19 protein-coding genes are annotated in these 20,719 nt (G+C 70.1%); 3 read left to right on the top strand and 16 right to left on the bottom strand.

All coding sequences use genetic code 11. The features are described 5' to 3' along the window. Positions 1-45: 45 nt before the first annotated feature. The 16 genes from Q7W02_15060 to rimO form a co-directional block, all read right to left on the bottom strand. Positions 46-1,617 carry a CopD family protein gene (locus Q7W02_15060; protein ID MDO8477486.1) on the bottom strand — a complete coding sequence of 524 codons (1,572 nt, stop codon included), beginning with the start codon at positions 1,615-1,617 and terminating at the stop codon, positions 46-48. A 3-nt stretch (positions 1,618-1,620) separates the two neighbouring features. Then, positions 1,621-2,703 (bottom strand): CDP-alcohol phosphatidyltransferase family protein, encoded by a 1,083-nt coding sequence (locus tag Q7W02_15055; GenBank protein MDO8477485.1) that lies wholly within the window; start codon positions 2,701-2,703, stop codon positions 1,621-1,623. Beyond that, entirely contained in the window at positions 2,700-3,734 is a 1,035-nt protein-coding gene (locus tag Q7W02_15050) for a Gfo/Idh/MocA family oxidoreductase (GenBank protein MDO8477484.1), read from the bottom strand. The genes Q7W02_15055 and Q7W02_15050 overlap by 4 nt, the downstream gene beginning before the upstream one ends. Position 3,735: 1 nt before the next feature. Beyond that, complete coding sequence (locus tag Q7W02_15045; GenBank protein MDO8477483.1) at positions 3,736-5,070, bottom strand: aspartate aminotransferase family protein; 1,335 nt, start codon at positions 5,068-5,070, stop codon at positions 3,736-3,738. 5 nt (positions 5,071-5,075) lie between these two features. Continuing rightward, positions 5,076-5,915, bottom strand: a complete 840-nt coding sequence (locus Q7W02_15040) for a hypothetical protein (GenBank protein MDO8477482.1) — start codon at positions 5,913-5,915, stop codon at positions 5,076-5,078. Positions 5,916-5,934: 19 nt separating this feature from the next. After that, a complete protein-coding gene (locus Q7W02_15035; protein ID MDO8477481.1) occupies positions 5,935-6,657 on the bottom strand; it encodes an NTP transferase domain-containing protein in 723 nt (240 codons plus the stop codon). Beyond that, positions 6,654-7,328 carry an HAD family hydrolase gene (locus Q7W02_15030; protein ID MDO8477480.1) on the bottom strand — a complete coding sequence of 225 codons (675 nt, stop codon included), beginning with the start codon at positions 7,326-7,328 and terminating at the stop codon, positions 6,654-6,656. Before Q7W02_15030 ends, Q7W02_15035 begins: the two co-directional genes overlap by 4 nt. Before the next feature lie 44 nt (positions 7,329-7,372). Further along, a complete protein-coding gene (locus Q7W02_15025) occupies positions 7,373-8,077 on the bottom strand; it encodes a response regulator (GenBank protein MDO8477479.1) in 705 nt (234 codons plus the stop codon). A gap of 29 nt (positions 8,078-8,106) precedes the next feature. After that, positions 8,107-10,788, bottom strand: coding sequence for an alanine--tRNA ligase (gene alaS / locus Q7W02_15020; protein MDO8477478.1), 2,682 nt, complete (start codon positions 10,786-10,788; stop codon positions 8,107-8,109). Positions 10,789-10,813: 25 nt separating this feature from the next. Next, positions 10,814-11,353 carry a regulatory protein RecX gene (locus Q7W02_15015; protein MDO8477477.1) on the bottom strand — a complete coding sequence of 180 codons (540 nt, stop codon included), beginning with the start codon at positions 11,351-11,353 and terminating at the stop codon, positions 10,814-10,816. Between the two features lie 2 nt (positions 11,354-11,355). Continuing rightward, complete coding sequence (locus tag Q7W02_15010; protein MDO8477476.1) at positions 11,356-12,516, bottom strand: type IV pilus twitching motility protein PilT; 1,161 nt, start codon at positions 12,514-12,516, stop codon at positions 11,356-11,358. Between the two features lie 8 nt (positions 12,517-12,524). Continuing rightward, positions 12,525-14,654 (bottom strand): recombinase RecA, encoded by a 2,130-nt coding sequence (gene recA / locus Q7W02_15005; GenBank protein ID MDO8477475.1) that lies wholly within the window; start codon positions 14,652-14,654, stop codon positions 12,525-12,527. A 156-nt stretch (positions 14,655-14,810) separates the two neighbouring features. After that, positions 14,811-15,401 carry an RNA 2',3'-cyclic phosphodiesterase gene (gene thpR / locus Q7W02_15000; GenBank protein MDO8477474.1) on the bottom strand — a complete coding sequence of 197 codons (591 nt, stop codon included), beginning with the start codon at positions 15,399-15,401 and terminating at the stop codon, positions 14,811-14,813. Continuing rightward, positions 15,401-16,624 (bottom strand): nicotinamide-nucleotide amidohydrolase family protein, encoded by a 1,224-nt coding sequence (locus Q7W02_14995; GenBank protein ID MDO8477473.1) that lies wholly within the window; start codon positions 16,622-16,624, stop codon positions 15,401-15,403. Before Q7W02_14995 ends, thpR begins: the two co-directional genes overlap by 1 nt. Next, entirely contained in the window at positions 16,621-17,055 is a 435-nt protein-coding gene (locus Q7W02_14990) for a phosphatidylglycerophosphatase A (protein ID MDO8477472.1), read from the bottom strand. Before Q7W02_14990 ends, Q7W02_14995 begins: the two co-directional genes overlap by 4 nt. Positions 17,056-17,088: 33 nt before the next feature. Further along, on the bottom strand, positions 17,089-18,399 hold the full coding sequence (rimO, locus tag Q7W02_14985) for a 30S ribosomal protein S12 methylthiotransferase RimO (GenBank protein MDO8477471.1): 1,311 nt from the start codon (positions 18,397-18,399) through the stop codon (positions 17,089-17,091). Positions 18,400-18,497: 98 nt separating this feature from the next. On the opposite strand from rimO, the gene Q7W02_14980 reads away from it, so the two are divergent. From Q7W02_14980 to Q7W02_14970, 3 genes are all read left to right on the top strand, one after another. Continuing rightward, the gene (locus Q7W02_14980) at positions 18,498-18,893 is read left to right on the top strand and encodes a hypothetical protein (GenBank protein ID MDO8477470.1); all 396 of its coding nucleotides are present in this window, start codon (positions 18,498-18,500) and stop codon (positions 18,891-18,893) included. Positions 18,894-18,983: 90 nt separating this feature from the next. Beyond that, the gene (locus Q7W02_14975; GenBank protein ID MDO8477469.1) at positions 18,984-19,949 is read left to right on the top strand and encodes a hypothetical protein; all 966 of its coding nucleotides are present in this window, start codon (positions 18,984-18,986) and stop codon (positions 19,947-19,949) included. Then, positions 19,943-20,320, top strand: coding sequence for a copper resistance protein CopC (locus Q7W02_14970; GenBank protein MDO8477468.1), 378 nt, complete (start codon positions 19,943-19,945; stop codon positions 20,318-20,320). The genes Q7W02_14975 and Q7W02_14970 overlap by 7 nt, the downstream gene beginning before the upstream one ends. Positions 20,321-20,719: the final 399 nt, after the last annotated feature.

The following is a 20,719-nucleotide window of genomic DNA, read 5'->3' as shown; positions in this document are numbered from 1 at the left end:
GGCCGAGGGCGCCAACGAAGCAGATGGGCCCTTATCGGCGGCCGGCTAGCTCTCGCGGTAAAGCAGAAGAAGCACGCCGACCATCGCCAAGCCGATCGACCAGACGCGCCCGGGCAGGGCCGTCTCCCCGGGCTGGAGCCGCAGCTCGAGCCAGCGCCCCCAGCCCACGAGCATGGCGATCCCGCCCAGGGGCATGTGCGTTACTTCGATCAGGTACTCCGCCTTGAGGTTCAGCGAGGCGTGAGAGTGCGTGAGGAGAAGGGCGCCGCCCACCGAGCAGAGGATGGGGAAGACCAGGGCGGCGCGGGGCGAGCGGATACGCCCCGTGCGCACCATCCACTCGAAGGTGCCGAAGCCCAGCACGAGAAGCACGAAGATCCGGTGCTGGAGCACCTCCGTGAAGAGCATGCCCGCCCAGAAACCTTGCGGACCCAATGGCCAGGAGCCCGGATCGTTGCGCACCAGCAGGAAAGCCGCCAGCGCGAAGAAGACGAGCGGCCAGTGCCGCGCCCACGGCGCCCAGCCCGTGCGGTAGAGGATGGCGAGGATGCCCATGATCAGGACGATCAGCCCGGCCACGTGGTGGTTGTACTCGCTCCACTGCCGGTCCGCGTCGGTCCGCGGGGCCTCGCGGTCGGTCAGCGGCATGTCCTCGAGCTTGGACGAGGTAAAGGACGGCACGCGGGGCGTGAACACGTGGGCGACCTCGGCGAACGTGGCGCGGTCATTGACCACGTCCACAGCGGGCGGCAGCGACGTCAGGGAGGCCGCGGCGAAGAGCACGGTGACGCCGAGCCCCAGCTCGACCTCCACGAAGCGGCGGAGACGCAGCAGCGAGACGGGGTCGGCCGACGGCAGCCGTCGCACCACGAAGAAGTTGAGCGCGCCCAGCACGAGGATGAGCGCCAGGATCGTCATCTTGGTGCCGACCATCATGCCGTAGGCCGTCCCGGTGAAAGCCGAGAAGCCGTCCACGTAGTAGACCGTCAACCCGACGCCCCCCGCGACGAGCGCCACCACCGAGCAGAGCGCCATCGACGAGAAGCGCTTGAGCAGGAGCGCCGGCCACGCATCGCCGCCGCGCCCGTAGGCCATGGCCGTGAGATGCATGAGGCCTCCCACCCAGACTGACGCGGCATACTGGTGCACGGCGTCCAGGAGAAACAAGACGCCGCCGTGCTCGAGGCGCGCGGCCGCATGGCTGATCCCCGCTGCCGTGGCGGCCAACGCCACGGTCAGCGCCACCATCGCGGGCCACCACCCGGGCGCGTCGGGGCGCCGCCTGAGCCGAAGCGCGCCCACGATGAGCGCAATGCAGGTCAGCACGCGGAGCGCGCTCGCCTGGAAGTAGGCCGTGCCGAGCACCTCGCGGATGGGCCACGCCTGCCCGCCCGCCAACACCACCTGCTGGACCGTCAGCGCCAGAAGCTGTCCTGCCGTGACGGCGACTGCGCCCGCGACGACGAGGAGCAGGAGGCGGCCCAGCAGCGCGGAGAGCTCGGGGCGCCGGCGCGCGGCGGGCTTGAGGACGAGCAGCGCGAACAGCACGCCTCCGATGGCGGCGGCCTGGCCGCAGAGGGCCAGCCCCCGGAGCAGGACGTCGATGAACCCGGCCACGGGCTAGGCTCTCCCCTGCGGCCGGTCGGCCCAGAGCCGCACGAGCACGAAGATCGGCGTGCCGATCGCGACGAAGACGATGAACCACCCCGCCTTGCCGAAGACCGACAACGCCACGATCAGGTAGATGAAGTCGCGGTTGGCGAGCGCGTCGGCCGTCTTGGCCCCCGCCGAGCGCGACCCCGCCGTCGCGAACGCCGAGACCATGTGGGGCGCGACGACGAACGCGGCGGCGAGCGTGCTGGCGACGGCGACCGCTCCCACGCAGAGCGGCCATGGCGAATGCGCGGAGAGGCTCCAGCCGACAGCCATGCAGCCGAAGACCGCCACGTGGACGCTGTTGTCGCCCCAGAAATCCAGCGCCGCCCCGCCCGCGGATTCGAGGAATTTCAGCCGCGCGATCTCGCCGTCGCAGCCGTCCAGGATCGAGTGCAGGAGGAAGAGGAGCGCGCCCGCGAGCTGCCAGCCGGGGGTCGAGGAGAGGAAGAACGGCGCCGCCGCCAGGCCGATGGCGAGCGAGACGAGCGTCATCGCGTTCGGGGTGACCGAGGTCCAGACGAGGCGCCGCGTCAGCGCGAGCGAGACCAGCCGCTCGACGTGGCGGGACATGAAGCCCTCGGAGTCCTTGATGAGACCGCGCAGCAGCCACGACTCGGCGCGGCGCAGGTCGCCGGCCGTGCGAACCGCGAAGCGGCCCCTGTGATCCGCGGTCCCCTCGATCGTCGCGAACCGGCCTTTGAGGGCGGCGACGCACTCGGCCGCGCTCGCCGCGCGGCCGGCGGCGTCGAGCACCGGCTTCGGATCGTCGGTGTCCACCACGGCGACCTGCGCGGGATCCACCCAGAGCGTCTCGGGCTGGAGCGGCATGGCGGCCAGGGCCCGCAGCCACCGCGGCTGCGGGATGACGTTGGACGGTACGAGGATCACACGCCGGCGTCCCGGCTCCGAGGACGGGGCGGAGGCGAGTCCCGCGCGCGCCCCGGCGAGCAAGAGGCGCCGCCCGAGCGGCAGCCCCGCCACCATCGTCTCGGGAGTGATGTCGGGCGCCACGCCGGCATCCACGACCACGAGAAGGCTCTCCGTCACAGACGCGACCCCGCGAGGGGCGCCCGGCTGAGCGGTATCTGCGCTCCGCCCCGCCTGCTCGACTCGCGAGCCAGGTACTCGATCTCGCAGCAGAGCGCCGCCTCCGCGAGGTTGGTGTCCGCGTGCCCCTCGCCTCCTGACACCGCCCCAATGAAGCGGCCCGCCACCTTGTGGAACCAATCGGGATGATGCGAGCCGTCCGACAGCGCCGGCAGCCCCGACCAGCGCCGCTCGCCACCCTTGCCGGTGAGCACGAGCGTGTCGTCGCGGAGCTCGATCCTCCCCTCCGTGCCGTCCACCTCGACCCGGTTGCGCCGCTCCTCCGCGGCCCAGGTCAGGAGAATCTCGGCGCTCGCGTCGGCAAACTCGAGCCGCACCGACGCCGTGTCCTCGACGGCGAAAGCCGTGTGGCGCCGCGTCTCGAGCCGCGCGCCGACGCTTGTCGGCCGCGCGCCGACCCAGGCCGGCAGGACGTAGAAGACGTGCCAGCCGTGGTCGGTGAGGACGCCGCCGCCGGCCACCGCGGGGTCCACCCGCCAGTTGATACTGCCGCCCGCTGCCGGTCTCACCCGCAGCGTCTCCCAGACAATGCGCCGCACCCGACCGATCTCGCCCTCGCGGATGAGGTCGGCGGTCAGTGAGAGGATGGGCGCGTGGTGCCAGTTGTGCACGGTGTGCAGCACGCGGCCGGCCGAGCGGGCCGCTAGGGTGACGCGGCGCAGATCAGCGGGCGAACTCACGAGCGGCTTCTCGCACAGCACGTGCAGGCCCCGCTCGAGGGCACTGACGATAAGGGGCGCGTGGCTCGAGGGAGGGGTGGAGATGTCCACGAAGTCGAGCGGCTCGCCGGCCAGGAGATCTTCGGGCGAGTCGTACCAGCGCGCGCCGGGAAGCCGCGCCTCGCACAGGGCGCGCTGGGCGGGACGGGAGTCGGCGGCGGCCGCGATCCGAACGTCCGGGCGGCCGAGCCACCCGGGCAGATGCCCGTAGATGGCGACATTGCCGAGCCCGATGACGGCGCCGCGCAGCATGCTACTGGAGCCGGTGCTCCCTGACTATCGTCCCCAGGGCCTCGTCGAGGATGGCGAGCCCGTTGAGCGCGGCCTCTTCGCGGATGATCAGCGGCGGGTTGATGCGCACCGTCGGTGAATACGTCATCGCGGCAAGCCCGCGCCTGAGGCACTCCTTGTAGAGCGCCTGCGTCACGTCCTTGCCGAGCGGCTCCTTGGTGCGGCGGTCCTTGACCAGCTCCATGCCCAGCATCAGGCCGCGGCCGCGCACCTCGCCCACGCACCGGTACTTCTCCTTCATCGCCTCGAGCCGGGTGAGCATGACGGCGCCCACGCGGTCGGCGTTCTTGACGAGGTCTTCCTTGAGAATGATCTCGAGCGCCGCCAGCCCCGCCGCTGAGGCGAGCGGGTTGGCGCCGTACGAGGACGAGCTGGCGGACGGGTTGGACCAGGGCTTCCGGCTCGTCAGGTCATCCGTGGAGATGACGGCGGACAGCGGGAAGCCGCCGCCCACGCCCTTGCCGACGGTCATGATGTCGGGCACGACCCGGTCGTGCTCCGAGCCCCACATGAGGCCCGTTCGCCCAAAGCCCGTGATCATCTCGTCCGCGATCAGGAGCGCGCCTGCATCCTTGGCGATCTGCTGAATGGCGCGCAGGAAACCCTCGGGCGGGATGATGTTCCCGGCCGTGCCCTGCATCGGCTCGACGATGATGGCCGCGATCTCGCCGCCCGTCTGGTAGCGGATCACGTCGCCAACGAACTCGGCGCAGGCGATGCCGCAGTCGGGATACGTGAGCTTGAGCGGGCAGCGGTAGCAGTCGGCATACGGCGTCGAGTACTGGCCCGGCATGAAGGGACCCAGGTGGTGCTTGAAGTCGCTGCCGAGGAGACCCAGCACGCCGCCGGTCTTGCCGTGGAAGCCGCCCCAGAAGCCGATGACCTCGTCCTTGCCCGTGGCAACTTTGGCGAGTCTCAACGCCGCCTCGACAGCCTCAGCGCCGCCCGAGAACATCTGGATGCGCGTCAGCCCCTCGGGCGTCACGGAGGCGACCAGCTCGAGGAAGCGCGCGCGCGCCTCGGTCGTGAAGCTGCCGAAGGTGAGCTTCTCGACCTGGTTCTTGAGCGCCTCGACGTAGTGCGGGTGGCAGTGACCGACGGAGCCCACGGCGACGCCCGCGATGAAGTCGATGTACTCCTGGCCGTCCTCGTCCACGAGCGTGCACCCCTGGCCGCGCGCCATGGCGAGCCCCGCGTAGAGCGCGAAGCCCTGCCCGCCGGCGGCGGCGTGGCGCCGCTCGCGCTCGACGATCTCCTTGGATCGCGGCCCTGGCTCCCGCGGCCCGGGCTCGCGCATCCCGCTCACCGCGGCCTCCCCGTGAAGCGCACCGAGAGGTACGCGGCGATGGCGGAGGCGGCCTCCTCGCGGAAGAGCGCGAAGCTCGGCCACGCGTTGAGGTCGATCAGGACGAGCTCGCCCGAAGCGGTCGCGATGCAGTCGCCGCCGTAGATCTCGAGGCCGAGCGCGCCGGCCGCCTGGCGCACGAGGCGCGCGAGCGCGCGCTGGTCGAAGGCGTGGCCGCTGAGCTGCTGGTCCTTGTGGTAGAACCACCGGAACCAGGGCGGCTCGCCGTGGGCGCCGCCGCCGGGACCGATGCCGTAGAACTTAATCAAGTCGCCGTCCACGTGGGGCTGGAGGACGGCGCGCGGGATGCCGCGCGCCGCGAGCCCCTCGAGCGCGAGCGCGGCGGCCGCCGCGTCCGCGGCATAGACGACGTCGCCCTCCTGGGTGTTGTGGACGTCGGCGCGCTTGACCCACAGCGACCGCGGCGCGGCGATGCGCTCGTCCGACGTCGTCACGAGCCGGCTCGCGATGAACGGCACGCGCGCTTCCGCGAACTGCGCGATCATGCGCTCGCGATAGGTGTTGAGCACGGCGGCCGGGCTGTTGACCGCGCGAACCCCGGAGACCTCCAGCGCCGTGACCGCCTGGAGCGCCCCGGGCTGCTCGCACATGAGGAACATGCCGCGCGGCCTGGTGTCGGTGACGACACCCAGCTCGTCAGGCGTCTTCAGGTCGACCTGGAACCCCTTGGCCTCGAGACCCTTCGCGGTCAGGCGCAGGATCTCGGTGTCGTCGCTCTCCCGCCCCGGCGAGTGCGCCTCCTCGCGGAAGATGCCCCAGCAATGAGAATCGTTCACGCACTTCCTCCCGGTCCGCTCACGAGGCCCGCGCCGCCAGCGCTTCGGCCAGCGCCACGTCCTCGGCTCGATCCACGTCCACGACGGTCTCGATCACGTCCCCGTACATCGGCTCGCCTGACTCCAGGAGCCAGGCCAGGTGCTCCCGCAGCCTGCCGAGGCCGACGGGCGGCTCGATGCGCCGCACCCGCTCCGACAGGAGGTACACACCGGCCGTCACGAGCGCGGGCGACTCGACGCCGAGCGCGGTGATGCGGCCTAGGGCGTCCACGACCGCTCCCAGCGGTTTCTCGTCGGCTACGAGCGGCGTCACCGCCAGTACCGTCGCCTCGCGCGGCCGGCGGAGCGCCGCCTCCACGAAGCGCCGAAAGTCCGCCGCGCGGCACCAGGCGTCCACCGTCGAGACCAGCATGCGCCCCGCGCCGGGACCGCCGGCGACCTCGCGGAAGCTCTCGAGCGACGAGGCGGTCGTCTTCACGGTCAGCCGGAGGTCGAGCTCGGGGAACCGGCCGCGGACCCACGCCGCGCAGTCGCGCTCCTGCTCGTTGACGATGATCGACAGCCGCGTGATGCCCGCGGCGACGAAGTTCCGGATCGCCGACTCGATCAGCGGCACGCCCGCCACCTCTACCATGGGCTTGGGCACGGCCCAGCCGGCTTGCCTCAGGCGGCTGCCCTCGCCCGCGGCGATGATGCCGCCCGATAGGCCCGGCGACCCAGAGAGGCCCGGATCCAATGTCACGGCAGTATTCCCTCCAGGTCGCGCAGCGACTGGATCACGCGGTCGCCCGGGCAGCACGGCCGTCCCTGCCGCTCTGGGGCCGGCGTGAGCCAGATGTGGGCCATGCCGGCCGCGCGCGCTCCCGCCATGTCGCGGGCCAGTGAGTCGCCAACCATGACCGTGCGGCCCGGCTCGATCCCCAGCGCGTCTAAAGCTTTCATGAAAATGCGCGGGTCCGGCTTGCTGATCCCCACCCGCGCCGAGTCTATGATGACGCCAAAGTACCGCCGAACCTGCGCATTATCGCACACCGTCGCGAGATTGCCATAGAAGTTGGACACGATGCCGAGGCGGTAGCGGCGGGCGAGGCGCTCCAGGATCGGCGCGTTCGACTCGAAGCAGGCCCGGGCGTCGGCAAGGAAGCGCGCCGCGACCCGCGAGCCGAGCGCCGGAACATTCGGTCGAAGCGCTTTCGCCACGCCGTCGGCAACACGGCGGACGGTCTCCTCGAGCGAGAAGGACTCCGGCACGGTGCCGACGAGGGCATCGTCGGCCGCGTAGAAGACGGGATCGAAGCGCGCGGGCTCGACGGCGACGCCCTCGGCCTCGAAGAGGCGGTGGAAGCGCTCCTTCCACGTCAGGCCGTCGGCGTCGAGCGTGCCCCCGAAGTCGAACAGCACGGCGGAATTCACGAGGTCCTCTCCAGTCGGGACGGAAGACTGCGCGCGCCCGGGCGCTACGACAGCCCCACGGACCGGCGCGCCCGCGCCATGTGCTCGTCGAGACGCCCGGCCGTCTCGGCGCTGATGTCGCCCAGGTCAAACGCGAAGCGGATCATGTTGCGCACCTGGTTGAGCGCGCGAATGACCTCGGCCTTCTCGCCGCCGACACCTCGCTGCATGGCGGCGAGCGCCGCCTGCTCGAGCCCGGTGCCGACCGAGGCGCGCGCCTCAGGAGAGAACGCTCGCGTCGCCCGGAAGACTTCGAGGGCAAGCGCGTAAAGCAGACCGGACGGCGTCAGAGCCGCCGCGGGCTCGGGCGGCGTCTCCGCGTAGTCGATCATCGGCGCCGAGACGCTCAGGGCCTTCTCGATGGCGCGGTTCAGATAGTCGAAGTCGATGGGCTTGAGGAGGTAGTCCATGGCCCCGAGCGCGAGCGCCTCCTTGGCGCGGCCCGCGTCCTCCTGCTCGGCCATGACGAGGAGCCCCACCTGCACGTTGACCTCCCGGATGCGTTGGAGCACCTCGAGCCCATCGGCCTCGCCCAGGCGCAGGCTGATGAGGACGGCGTTGGGGCGCTCCCGGTCGAGCTCAGCCAGCGCCTCGTCGAGGTTGTGCGCGCGGGCGACGGCAAGCCGCTTGCCGCCGAGGTAGTCGGAGAGCAGCTCGATCGTGGCGGGCTCGTCGTCCACGATGAGGATGGTCCCGCGCGTGTCAGCCATGCGGTGTTTGGCTGTCTCCAGCAGCGTCGCTAGACCTTGTACGCGCGCTCGATAAAGGCCGGCACAAGGGCCAAGGCTTCGTCGAGCCGTGAGGCATCGGTGCCGCCGCCCTGCGCCAGGTCAGGCCGACCACCGCCCTTGCCGCCGACGAGCGGCGCCACCTCCTGCACGAGCTTCCCGGCCTGAATGCGTTTCGTCAGGTCCTTGGAAACGGACGCCACCAAGGCGACCTTCCCATCCATCAAGGATCCCAGACAGATCACGCCCGGACCCATGCGTTCGCGCAGCGTATCCACGACCGAGCGCAGCCCTTCGGCGTCGAGGCCGTCGATGCGCGCCGCCAGCACGGTCACACCCGCGACGGTCTTCGCGGCTAGAGCCAGCTCCTGCGCCCTGTTCTTCGCGAGTCGCGCCTCGAGCTGCTGCACCTGCTTTTCGAGCTGCTTCTGCTCGTCGAGGAGCTTCTGGAGGCGCCGCGGCAGCTCGAGCGGCGGGATCCTGAGGAGGCCTGCCGACTCGCGCAGCGCCGCCTCCTGCCGGCCTACATGTCTCAGCGCGGCCTCGCCCGTCACCGCCTCGATGCGGCGGACGCCAGAGGCGACGGCGCCCTCGGAGACGACCTTGAAGAGGCCGATCTGGCCGGTGGCCTCGAGGTGCGTGCCGCCGCAGAGCTCGGTGGAGAAATCCCCGATGCGGATGACGCGCACGCGGTCGCCGTACTTCTCGCCGAACAGCGCCATGGCCCCGCTCTTGAGCGCGGCCTGGAGATCCATCTCGGCGGGCGTGACGACGATGTTGGCCTGGACGTGCTCGTTGACGAGATCCTCGACCTTCTCGATCTCGCCGTCCTTGAGCGGCCCGCCGTGGGAGAAGTCGAAGCGCAGGTGGTCGGGCGCGACCAGCGAACCCGCCTGCGTCACGTGGGTGCCGAGGACCCTCCTGAGCGCCGCGTGGAGCAGGTGCGTCCCCGTGTGGTGGAGTTTCAAACCCTGGCGCCGGGCCGATTCGACGGACACGGCCACCTCTTCGTTTTCCCTCAACCTCCCCTGGTTGACGCGGACGCGGTGGACGATCAGATGGCCGCTCCGGTAGTACGTGTCCTCGATGGACCCCTGCCCCTCGCGCCCCATGATGGCGCCGGTATCGCCCATCTGGCCGCCGGACTCGGCATAGGCGGGCGTGCGGTCGAGGATGACCTCGACGACCTGGCCCTGCACCGCCTCGGTGAGCCGCCGTCCCTCGCCGACCAGGGCCAGGATCCGCGCGGGCGTCGCCAGCTGGGAGTAGCCGAGGAACTCAGGCTTGCCGATCTGCGCCGAGAGCTGGCGATAGATCTCGACCGTGCCGTCCCCGTCGGCGGCCGCCGCGCCGAAAGAAGCGCCCGCCCGCGCGCGCTCGCGCTGGGCCTCCATCTCGGTCTCGAACTGCTGCATCGCCTCCGGCGGCACGGACCAGCCGGCGTCCTGGAAGACCTCCTGCGCGAGATCGGTCGGGAAGCCATGGGTGTCGTAGAGCGTGAAGAGAAACTTCCCGTCGGCGACTTTTCGCGGGTCGTGGGCATGAGCCTCGAGGTACTCGTGGATCTTGGCCGTGCCGAGGCCGAGCGTCTCGCTGAAGCGCTCCTCCTCCTGCTTCACGGCATCCGCGACGTGCCCGCGGGCCTCGATGATCTCCGGGTACGCTCCGCCCAGAATCTCCACCACGGTCGAGGTCACCTCCCAGAGGAAGGGCCGCTCGAGCCCGAGCATGCGGCCGTGGCGCATGGCCCGGCGCATGATCCGGCGCAGCACGTAGCCGCGCCACTCGTTCGACGGCGTCACGCCGTCGGTGATGAGGAAGGTGGCCGCGCGCGCGTGGTCGGCGATGACCCGCATCGAGACGTCGTGCTCGGCATCTGCGCCGTAGCGCTTCGACGCGAGGCGCTCGACGCGGGTGATCAGCGGGCGCAGGAGGTCGGTGTCGTAGTTGGACGGCGTGCCCTGCATCACGGCGGCGAGGCGCTCGAGGCCCATGCCCGTGTCGATCGAGGGCTTGGGCAGGGGCGTCATTTTCCCCGACGCGTCCCGGTTGAACTGCATGAAGACGAGGTTCCAGATCTCGAGCCAGCGGTCGCAGTCGCAGGCCGGGCCCAGGCATGTCCGGCCCGCCTGCTCCTCCGGGCACGGGAAATGGTCGCCCTGGTGGAAGTGCACCTCGGAGCACGGCCCGCAGGGGCCGGTGTCACCCATGGCCCAGAAATTGTCCTTCTCGCCCAGGCGCAGGATGCGCTCGTCGCCCAAGCCGGCGACTTTCTTCCACAGCGCGAACGCGTCGTCGTCGTCGGTGAAGACGGTCGCCTTGAGCCGGTCCTTCGGCAGCCCCAGCTCCCCGGTCAGGAGCTCCCAGCAGAAGGCCACGGCCTCGGCCTTGAAGTAGTCCCCGAAGGAGAAATTGCCCAGCATCTCGAAGAAGGTGTGGTGCCGGGCCGTGCGGCCCACGTTCTCCAGGTCGTTGTGTTTGCCGCCCGCCCGCACGCACTTCTGCACGGTGGCCGCGCGCTTGTACTCCCGCCGCTCCTCGCCCAGGAACACGCTCTTGAACTGGACCATCCCGGCGTTGGTGAAGAGGAGCGTCGGGTCGTGGGCGGGCACGAGGGGCGACGAGCGCACCACGGTGTGCCCGTGGCGGCTGAAGTACTCCAGGAAGCGCTGGCGGAGCTCGCTACCGGTCATGGCCATGGCGTCATTATACCGGGGGTCAGTCGGACGGTGCGTCTCCGTCGGGGCGCGTCCCGGTGAGCGCCGCGACCGTCCGCATGACGACCGCTAGGGGGTATCCGCGGCGCACGAGGTAGTCGCGCAGCCGCGGCGCCGCCCGTGGGAGGCCGGCCCGCAGGAGGGCCGGCAGCCGGCGGCGTCCCGCCTCGAGGCACCGCAGAGCCTCGGGCGCCTCCTCGAAGGCGGCGGCGATCGCCGCGGCGGCCACGTCGCGCGGAATGCCCTTCTGGAGAAGCTCCTGGCGGAGACGGCGGCTGCCGACGCGCCGCCCGCGCGCGCGCGACTCGGCCCAGAAGCGCGCGAACGAGGCGTCGTCCACGTAGCCTCGGGAGCAGAGCTCGGCGACCACCGCACGCGCGATCTCGTCGGGCGCGCCGCGGCGCTTCAGCCGGCTCGTCAGCTCGCGGGCGCTCCAGGACTTGCGGGCGAGAAGGTCGAAGGCCGCCAGCTTGGCGGCCTTCGCGTCCAGCTCCCGCCGCTCCCGGGGCCCGCGCGCCGGGCGGCGGCCCCGCGACGCCACGGCTAGTTCCGCTTGGCGGGGCCCGGCAGCCTGCCGACGCTGGGGGCGCCCACGAAGCCGGGGCTGCTCGCGTCCCAGGTCATCTCACCGGTGGAGAAGATGCCCTTGATCTTGAGATCGAAGTCGTCGGGGTTGGTCGCGGCGTCCCGCGCCGTCTCGTACGTCACGAGCTCCTGGCGGTAGAGGCCGAGCAGGGACTGGTCGAAGGTCTGCATGCCGTACTGCGCCTGGCCCGCCGCGATGACGGTGGGGATCTGCGGCGTCTTGAGCCTCTCGCGGATGGACTCGCGGATGAGACCGGTCATCATCATCACCTCGACCGCCGGCACGCGCCCCTTGCCGTCGGCGCGGACCACCAGGCGCTGGGAGACGACGCCCTGGATGACGGCGGAGAGCTGGGCGCGGATCTGGTCCTCCTGGTGCGGCGGGAAGATCGAGATGATGCGGTTGATCGTCTCGGTCGCGTTCAGCGTGTGGAGGGTCGAGAGCACGAGGTGGCCCGTCTCCGCGGCGTGCAGCGCCACTTCCATCGTCTCGGCGTCGCGCATCTCGCCGACGAGGATAATGTCCGGGTCCTGGCGGAGGGCGGCGCGCAGCGCCTGCGCGAAGCTCGTCGAGTCCTGCCCGATCTCGCGCTGGCTGATGACGCACTTCTTGTCCTCGTGGACGAACTCGACCGGGTCCTCGATGGTGACGATGTGGTCGTTGCGCGTCCGGTTCATGAAGTCGAGCATGGCCGCGAGCGTCGTGGTCTTGCCGGAACCGGTGATGCCGGTGACCAGCACCATGCCGCGGCGCTCCAGGCAGAGGCGCTCCAGCACCTTGGGCAGGTGCAGCTCCTCGAAGGGCGGGATGCGCTCGGGGATGTGGCGGAGCACGGCGCGCACGTCGCCCTGGCAGAGGAAGACGTTGATGCGGAAGCGCCCGACGCTCGGGACGCTGTGGGCGAGGTCCATCTCCTCGCCCTCCATCAGCGCGTTGTAGCGGATCTCGCCCAGCAGCGTCATGGCCGTCTTGCGCATGAAGTCGCGCGTCACCGCCGGAAGGTCGTCCTGCGTCTCGAGGTGGCCGTGCACGCGCACGATGGGGCGCGAGCCAGACTTGAGGTGCAGGTCGGAGGCGCTGCGCTTCACGCACTCGCTCAGGAGCTGGTGGAAGTCCATGGTCGCTCCTACTTGGCCGCTTTCTGGGGCTCGGCGCGCACCGGCGCCGGCCCGCCACCGACCGGCTTGAGGCCCAGCGCCGCGCGCACCTTGACCTCGAGGTCCGCCAGAATCTTGGGGTTGTCCTTGAGGTACTTCTTGGCGTTCTCGCGGCCCTGGCCGATCCGCTCTGTCCCGTACGTGTGCCAGGTGCCGGACTTCTCGACGAGGTTCTGCTCGACCGCGGCATCGAGGACGGAACCTTCCTTGGAGATGCCCTCGCCGTAGATGACGTCGAACTCCGCCTCGCGGAACGGCGGCGCGAGCTTGTTCTTCACGACCTTGACCTTGGTGTGCACGCCGATCGACTCGGTGCCGTTCTTGATCGCCTCCTGCCGCCGGATGTCGAGGCGGATGGACGAGTAGAACTTGAGAGCCCGGCCTCCCGTGGTCGTCTCGGGCGAGTTGTGCACGACCACGCCGTCCACGAGGTAGGTGTGATTCCCTTCAATTTCCAGATCGAAGCGGTGGGTCGAACGGGTTGCGGGCTTGACGTACCGCTTCAGGATACGGGCCGGCACTGCGCGCAAGCGGGCACGATTCGCCAGGGGCGCCACGGATCCGTCGAGCTCGGGCTGCCACTCGAACCGGCCTCGCTCGCTCGGATGGAGCTTGAAGTCCATCGAGGGATGCACATACGGCGCGATCATCCGGTGGAATGTGGCGGTCTGCTCCGAGGAGAGCCAGAAACCCCGGCCGTCATCGCGGGGGTGCCCGATACCGAGGCGCTCAAAGAGACCCACCACACGAGCGCGGGATTCCGCTGAGAGGGCCGTGTTGTAGAGCACGGCTTTGCCCTTGCCCCAGCGGGCATAGGACCCCATGAATGACCCGTCATCGGCGTACCAAACGGCCAGCCCCCGCGTATCGAGCCGGTCGAGAACGGCCTGGGCAGCGAGACGCTCGCGGCCGGTGCCGTAGTAGTGGCTCCGCAGATCGGCGAGCGCCGGAATTGCCAGCGTGTCAAAGCCGAACCCATTGCCCGTGCGGCGAATGGGACTCGAGAACGGCGCCAGCATCGAGTGTTTCCAGCGCAGATAGTCCTTCTGCGCTTCGCTGTGCCCTACCCGGAACGACGCCGCGTGCGTGCCCACCTTCCGGAGGGAACCGTCCCCGAAGCTGCCGCCGAGGATCACCTGCCACTGGCCGGCCGTGAGGTCGTAGTCTCGTACCGAGACGAGCACCTCATCACCAACCTCCAGATCGGCGGCCGCGGTCGGTCCGTTAGGAGTGAAGATGACGTGGCTCTCCGTGGCTCCAAAATGGCGGCGACCGGACCGTCCCCCTTCGACCTCGAACTGGAGGAAATGATCGACACGGCCGTTGTCGAACCAGTTCACCACGCGGCGCGGCTCGATCCGACCCGTGGCGGAATCGTACGAGAGGACTTCCACGGCTCGACGCTGGTTCACCAGCTTGCCGATCTTCTCCGTGCTTCCATCGGCCAGGACGACTCGCGTCGTGTAGTGGAAACAGCCGAACATGACGCCTATTTTTTCGCGGATCTGGTTGATGAAGATCACGGCGCCGCCGGAGCGCGCGATGGCCGCCGTGAGCTTGCGGAGCGCCTGGGACATGAGCCGCGCCTGCAGGCCCGGCAGCGAGTCGCCCATGTCGCCGTCGAGCTCGGCCCGCGGCACGAGCGCCGCGACCGAGTCGATCACGATCGCGTCCACGGCGTTCGAGCGCACGAGCGTCTCGGCGATCTCGAGCGCCTGCTCCCCGGTGTCCGGCTGGGAGATCAGGAGCTCGTCGGTATTGACGCCGAGGTTCTTGGCGTACTTCGGGTCGAGGGCGTGCTCGGCGTCGATGAAGGCGGCCGTGCCGCCCATGTGCTGGGCTTCCGCGATGATGTGCAGCGCCAGCGTCGTCTTGCCGGAGGACTCCGGCCCGTAGATCTCGGTGACGCGACCGCGCGGGATGCCGCCGATGCCGAGCGCGACGTCGAGGGAGAGCGCCCCGGTCGGGATGACCGAGATCTCGTCGAACACGCCCCCCTGGCCCAGGCGCATGATGGCACCCTTGCCGAACTGACGGTCGATGGACGCGATGGCCAGGTCGAGGGCCTGCCGCCGATCGCTCTTCGCTACTTCAGCCATGGGTTCTCCTCCGAGGCGCGTAAACGCCCAATTCGACGAGCAGTTTCATCATTGTAGGGGCCCGTGGACCCCAAAGTCAATCAGCGCGTCCGACACATCCATCCTGACGCGCTCTTCCGGCGTGTCAATGTCCCGAAAGCGATACGCGGCGGGGAGTCAGACGTCGTACTCGGAGGACAGCGGCACGGAGGCGATGCCCGTGTAGCGAGCCCCCGAAGTGTAGAGGTCGCTCCGCATGAGCGCGATCGAGGCGACGGGCATCGAGCCGAAGGGCGTGGCGGCCCCGCGCACCACCGCCGAGCGGAGCTCCGGCATGCCCTCGCGCCGCCAGCGCTTCTCGTCGGTGACGCGGCCGATGGTGACGTGCGCCTGCCAGGCGCGCGCTTCGATCGGGACGCCCCGCCTCTCGAGCGCCTCGGCCACGCGGGCCTGCAGCCGTTGCACGTCCTGCACGCCCTCGGAGACACCGACCCAGAGGGTGCGCGGATGGTCGAGGGCGGGGAAGGCGCCCAACCCCTTGAGACTCAGCGTGAAGGTCGGCACGCCCGAGGCAGCCTCCTCGAGAGCCGGCACCACGTCCGCCAGCTGCTCCTCTGTCTGGTCGCCGAGGAATCGGAGCGTCAGGTGGAGGTTGTGGGGCGGCACCCAGGCGACGGTCTTGGAGAGCGGGCGCAGACGGTCGATCTGCGCAGCGACGGTCCGCCTCGTCTGCTCGTCCAGCACGACGGCGACGAAGGCGCGCGGCATCAGGGCACCAGCCGGCGGCGAAGCATGTCGAGCGCCGCTTGGGAGGACTGCCACTTGATGGCCACGCGGTCGCCGGCGAAGCGACAGCGGCGCGTCTCAACGCCGGCCGGCGTCGCGCAGCCGATGTAGACCGTGCCGACCGGCTTCTCCGCGCTGCCGCCGTCCGGGCCGGCGATGCCCGTGACGGCCAAGCCGCAGGGCGAGCCCGAGATGCGGCAGACGCCCGCCGCCATCGCCTGGGCGACGGGCGCGCTGACGGCGCCGTGGGCGCGCAGGAGCGGCTCGGGGACGCCGAGGAGGTCTTCCTTGGCGCGGTTCGAGTAAACGATGACCCCGCGCTCGACGTAACGCGACGAACCCGCGATATTGGTCAGCCGGTGGCCGAGGAGGCCGCCCGTGCACGACTCGGCGACCGACACGGTCCACGCGCGCTCCAAGAGGAGCCGCCCGACAACCTCCTCGAGGAGGTCGTCGTCCCGGCCGTAGCAGTCGGCGCCGAGCGCCGCGCGCACCTCGGCCTCGACCGGCGCCAGCGCGGACTCGGCCAGCGCGCGAGTGGCGCCGCGCCCGAGCAGGCGCACATGGACGTCGCCCTCGACGGGCACGCAGGAGACCGTGACGTCGCCCTCCTTGCCGAGCCATGCACCGACGCGCGCCTCGGCATCCGCCGCTTCGAGTCCGGTCGTCAGGAGCACGCGCTGGACGAGCGCCTCCGCCGCTTCGAGTCCGGCCGGCGCCTTGAGAAAGTCGCTCACCATGCTCCCGAGGTGTGGAGAGCCCAGGGGCAGGACGACGAGGACTCCGTTCTTCCCCGCGAGCGACCAGCCATCCCAGCCGTCGGGCGCCGACGGCAGAAGTAGGGCGCCCTTGGGCAAGAGTCCGAGCCTGTCGAGCCGCCTCGGCATGGCCTGGCCGCGCTGGGCAAACGAGGCCTCGAGCAGCGCCAGGCGCCGCTCGTTGAGGACGAGCCGCGCGCCAGTGAGGCGCGCGACCACGCGGGGCACCAACTCACCCGCCGAGCCACCGGGCTCTGCGAGCACGACCGTGAGCCCGCCGCCCTCGAGCGGTCCGCGCAGCGCGGGCTCGAGCGCCGCCTCGCTCGGGTCCACCACCTGGCGCGACGCGACCAGGGTGCCCGCTGCGGCCAGCGCGCGCGCCACGTCACGGGCCGCCCTGTCGTCGGCCGCGCCGTCCGCCACCGTGAGCACATGAGCCGGGCTCACCGAGGCACTCCGAAGAGCATCCGCGCGCCCATGATCAGCACGAGGGCGTAGACGCCCGCGATCAGGTCGTCCGCCACGACGCCGAAGCCGCCGCGCAGGGCCTCGACCTCGCGCGCCGGGAAGGGCTTCCAGATGTCGAAGAGCCGGAAGAGGAGGAATGCGCAGAGGAGGACACCGAGGGTGCGGGGCAGGAGCAGGACCGCCACCATCATACCCGCCACCTCGTCGATGACGATCACGCCGGGATCCTTGCGCTCGAGCACGGCCTCGACGCGGTGCGAGGCCCAGATCCCGACGACGACGACCGCCGCCAGCGCGGCCCAGAGGCCGACGCGGGAGAACGGGATGAGCCAGAGCCCGACGGCCGCCACCAGGCTGCCGGCGGTGCCGGGCGCAACGGGGAAGTAGCCCGCGCCCGCGCCGCTGGCGATAACGAAGGCCAGGCGGTCCGCGATGCGGATCGGCTATTCCCCCACGAGCTCGTAGCCGTCCACTTCGACGATGCGGACCTCTGCGAAGCGTCCGGGGCTGAGCTCGGGATCGCGGAGGTAGACGACGCCGTCGATTTCCGGCGCCTGTCCCGCCGTCCTCCCCTCGAAGGGGAAGGCGGGATCGGCGCTCGCGCCGTCCACCAGGACGGTCTGCTTCGTGCCGTAGAGCGCCTTCTGACGCTCCCAGGCGAGGCTATCCTGAAGGTCCTGGACCTGGTGCGCGCGCGCCGCCATCACGTCCGCGGGCACCTGGTCAGGCATGGTTGCCGCAGGCGTGCCCTCCTCGACCGAGTAGGTGAAGACGCCCAGGCGGTCGAAGGCCGTGTCCTCGACGAAAGACAGGAGGTTGTCGAAAGCGGCGTCCGTCTCGCCGGGAAAGCCCACGAGGACCGTCGTGCGGATCGTGACGCCCGGGATGGCTTCGCGGAACTGCGCCACGATCTCTCTCATCCGTCGCGCGGTGACGGCGCGGCGCATGGCCCGGAGGATCGCATCGTCGCCGTGCTGCACCGGCATGTCGAGATACGGCACGACGCGCGCGCGCCGCCACTTGTCCACCAGGCGATCGTTTACGTGCGCTGGGTGGACGTACATGGGCCTGATCCACGGCATGCGCGTCTCAGAGAGCGCGAGGAGCAAATCGCCGATGTCGCCGTTTCCGGGCAGCTCCCTGCCATAGGCGAGCGTGTCCTGGGAAACGAGGATGGCCTCCTGGATGCCCTGCCTGCAGAGCCCCTCGACCTCGGCCACGATGTCCGGGAGCTTCCGGCTCCTGTGCGCGCCCCGGAATTGGGGGATGGCGCAGAAGGTGCAGCCCATGTCGCAGCCTTCGGCGATCTTCACGTACGCGTAAGGTACCCTCGACGTCAGCAGCCGCGGAGTCTTCGAGTCGTAGAGATAGCCCGGCGGCGCGCTCGTGACCCAGTCCTGCCGGCCATCCGCCTGGTTGACGAGATCCACGATCCGGTCGAGCTCGGATGTGCCGAGGATGGCCGTGACCTCGGGGATCTCGCTCAGGATCTCGCCGCCGTAGCGCTGGGTGAGACACCCGGTCACGATGAGCGCCCGCGCGCGGCCCGCCTCTTTCACGCGCGCCAGCTCGAGAATCGTCTGGATCGATTCCTCGCGCGCCCGGTCGATGAAGGCGCAGGTATTGACGACGAGGCAGTCGGCCGTCTCGGCGGTATCCGTGATCTCGTGGCCGGACCGGGCTAGCATACCCAGCATCAGCTCGGAGTCGACCTGGTTCTTGGGGCAGCCGAGAGTGGTGAAATGGACTTTCATGACGCGACTTTATGATCCCACAGGGCGTCATGGTGAGTCAACGTGCGCTCCACGGAACAAGTTTTGGCGCCGGGGGTTAGAGGTGTATGGTACCGGCAATGTCAGGCCTGCTCCGATCGCCCCGGCCCTGCGTCGTAGCGCTCCTGACCACGGCACTCGTGCTGGGGATCAACGGTTTCGTGGGCGCGATCCACTCGGTCCACCACCTGCCCGCGCCCGTGGAGACCCACGCGCACGGCGCGCACGATCAGGGACACGACCGGGGACACGGCGAGCCAGACCCGGCGCCCGCCGGCGCGCCCGACCCGAGCTGTCCGGTGGCGGCCGCCGCGCTGCACCTCGCCGCAACCGAGGTGGCAGCGCTCCCCGCCCTGGACCCCTCGCCGGCCGAGGCCGAGCTGGTGGCACCCAGACAGCAGGATAAGCCGCGCCTGGCCCGGAGACAGCCCGGCTCCGGACGAGCGCCTCCCTCCCTCCGCTCGCTCGCCAGCTAACCCGCCGCTTCGCCAAGGATCCTCCGGCAGACGTCAGCCGCCCGACTCGGCGCAGCGGCTGAGTCTCCCTTTCAGCGACTGGAGGAACCCATGGCATCACCGTACTTAGCGGCCGCGCTAGCCGCCGCGCTGGCCCTCTGCGCCTGGCCCGCGCTCGCTTCCGCGCACGGCCTGGCCGGCAAGCGCTTCTTCCCGTCCACGCTCACGATCGAGGACCCCTTCGTCGCCGACGAGCTCTCGCTGCCGACCTTCCTGCACCTCAAGCAGCCCGGGGAGGGCGACGTACCGTCCAGCCAGTTCACCAACATCTCGGGCGAGTTCTCGAAGCGCATCTTCCCCAACCTCGGCTTGACGCTCGAGGGGGAATGGAACCTCCTCGACCCCGCGGATAACCGCAGGACCGAAAGCGGCTTCGGCAACCTCGAGGTGTCGCTCAAGTACCAGTTCTTCACCAGCGCCGTCCACGAGGCGATCCTCTCGGTAGCCTTCGGCTGGGAGGCGGGCGGTACGGGCAGGAGGAAGGCCGGCGCCGAATCCTTCGACGTCTTCAAGCCCGCCATCCTCTTCGGCAAGGGCATGGGCGACCTGCCCGAGGCGCTCCGGTGGCTCAGGCCCTTCGCGGTCACCGGCGTCGTCGAGGGCGTCCTGCCGACCCGCAGCGGCAACAAGACCTTCGTGATCAACGACAACGGCGATCTCGAGGTCGAGATCGAGAAGAACCCCAACGTCTTACACTGGGGCTTCGCCGTCATGTACAGCCTGCCGTATCTTCAGTCCTTCGTGAAGGACATCGGGCTGCCGGCCGTCATCAACCGGCTGATCCCGCTGGTCGAGATCGACATCAACAACCCGCTCGACCGCGGGTTCGCCGGCAAGACCACGGGCACGGTCAACCCCGGCATCATCTGGGCGGGCAAGTACTTTCAGCTCGGGCTGGAGGCTGTCGTGCCGATCAACGAGCGCACGGGCAAGAACGTGGGCATCCGCGGGCAGATCCACTTCTTCCTCGACGATCTCTTCCCCACGACGATCGGGCGGCCGCTCTTCAAATGGTGAGCGTGAGGGAGCTCGGCGCAGCTGTCGCTCTGACGGCGCTCCTGCTCGGGGCGGGCGTGGCGTGGGGGCACGCCTTCCTCGAGCGGGCCGACCCGCGCGTGGGCAGCACCGTCAAGGCGGCGCCGTCTCAGGTGCGGGTGTGGTTTACCGAGGCGCTCGAGCCCGCCTTCAGCACCCTCGAGGTGGTGAACCAATCCGGTGACCGCGTGGACCGGGGCCCCGCCCGGGTGGACGCGGCGAGCCCGGTCCTGCTCCAGGTGTCGCTCAAGCCGCTCGCGCCCGGCACCTACCGCGTCAAGTGGCGCGTGCTCTCGGTGGACACCCACGTCACGGAAGGCGACTTCACCTTCCGGGTGAGCGAGGGCCGGTAGCGGCGGCCCAGCCAATTCGTTCAGTCACTCGATCACCTGATCCGCCCGCCCCAGCAGCGACTGCGGGATCGCCAGCCTGAGCGCCTTGGCGGTCTTGAGTAGGGTCGAGGACTGGCGCAAAACTCCGTAGGCTCCCCTTGGCTGTGTCCACCGTTTCCAGCTTCGTGCCCGTGTAGGTTCGCCGTAAGCCGTTTCCAGCCCCCGCCACCTCAAACCCGGCGTGCCGATTTCCGGCACCGGGCTTTCCTGGTCGTTTCGCGTCATGGGTTATGCGACCTATCGGCTGGGAGCACTTTCAGGCCTGGCTCAGGTACCGCACTCGGTAATCTGCAAACAACCCGAGCGAGTCATAGAGCCCCGCCGTACTCCACCTCTTCCAGCCGAAGCCCCGACGATTCC

The sequence above is a fragment of the Candidatus Rokuibacteriota bacterium genome (genome assembly GCA_030647435.1).
GTDB lineage: Bacteria > Methylomirabilota > Methylomirabilia > Rokubacteriales > CSP1-6 > AR37.
The sequence above is the reverse complement of the archived record's forward strand: the minus strand, read 5'-3'. Positions and strand labels throughout refer to the sequence as shown.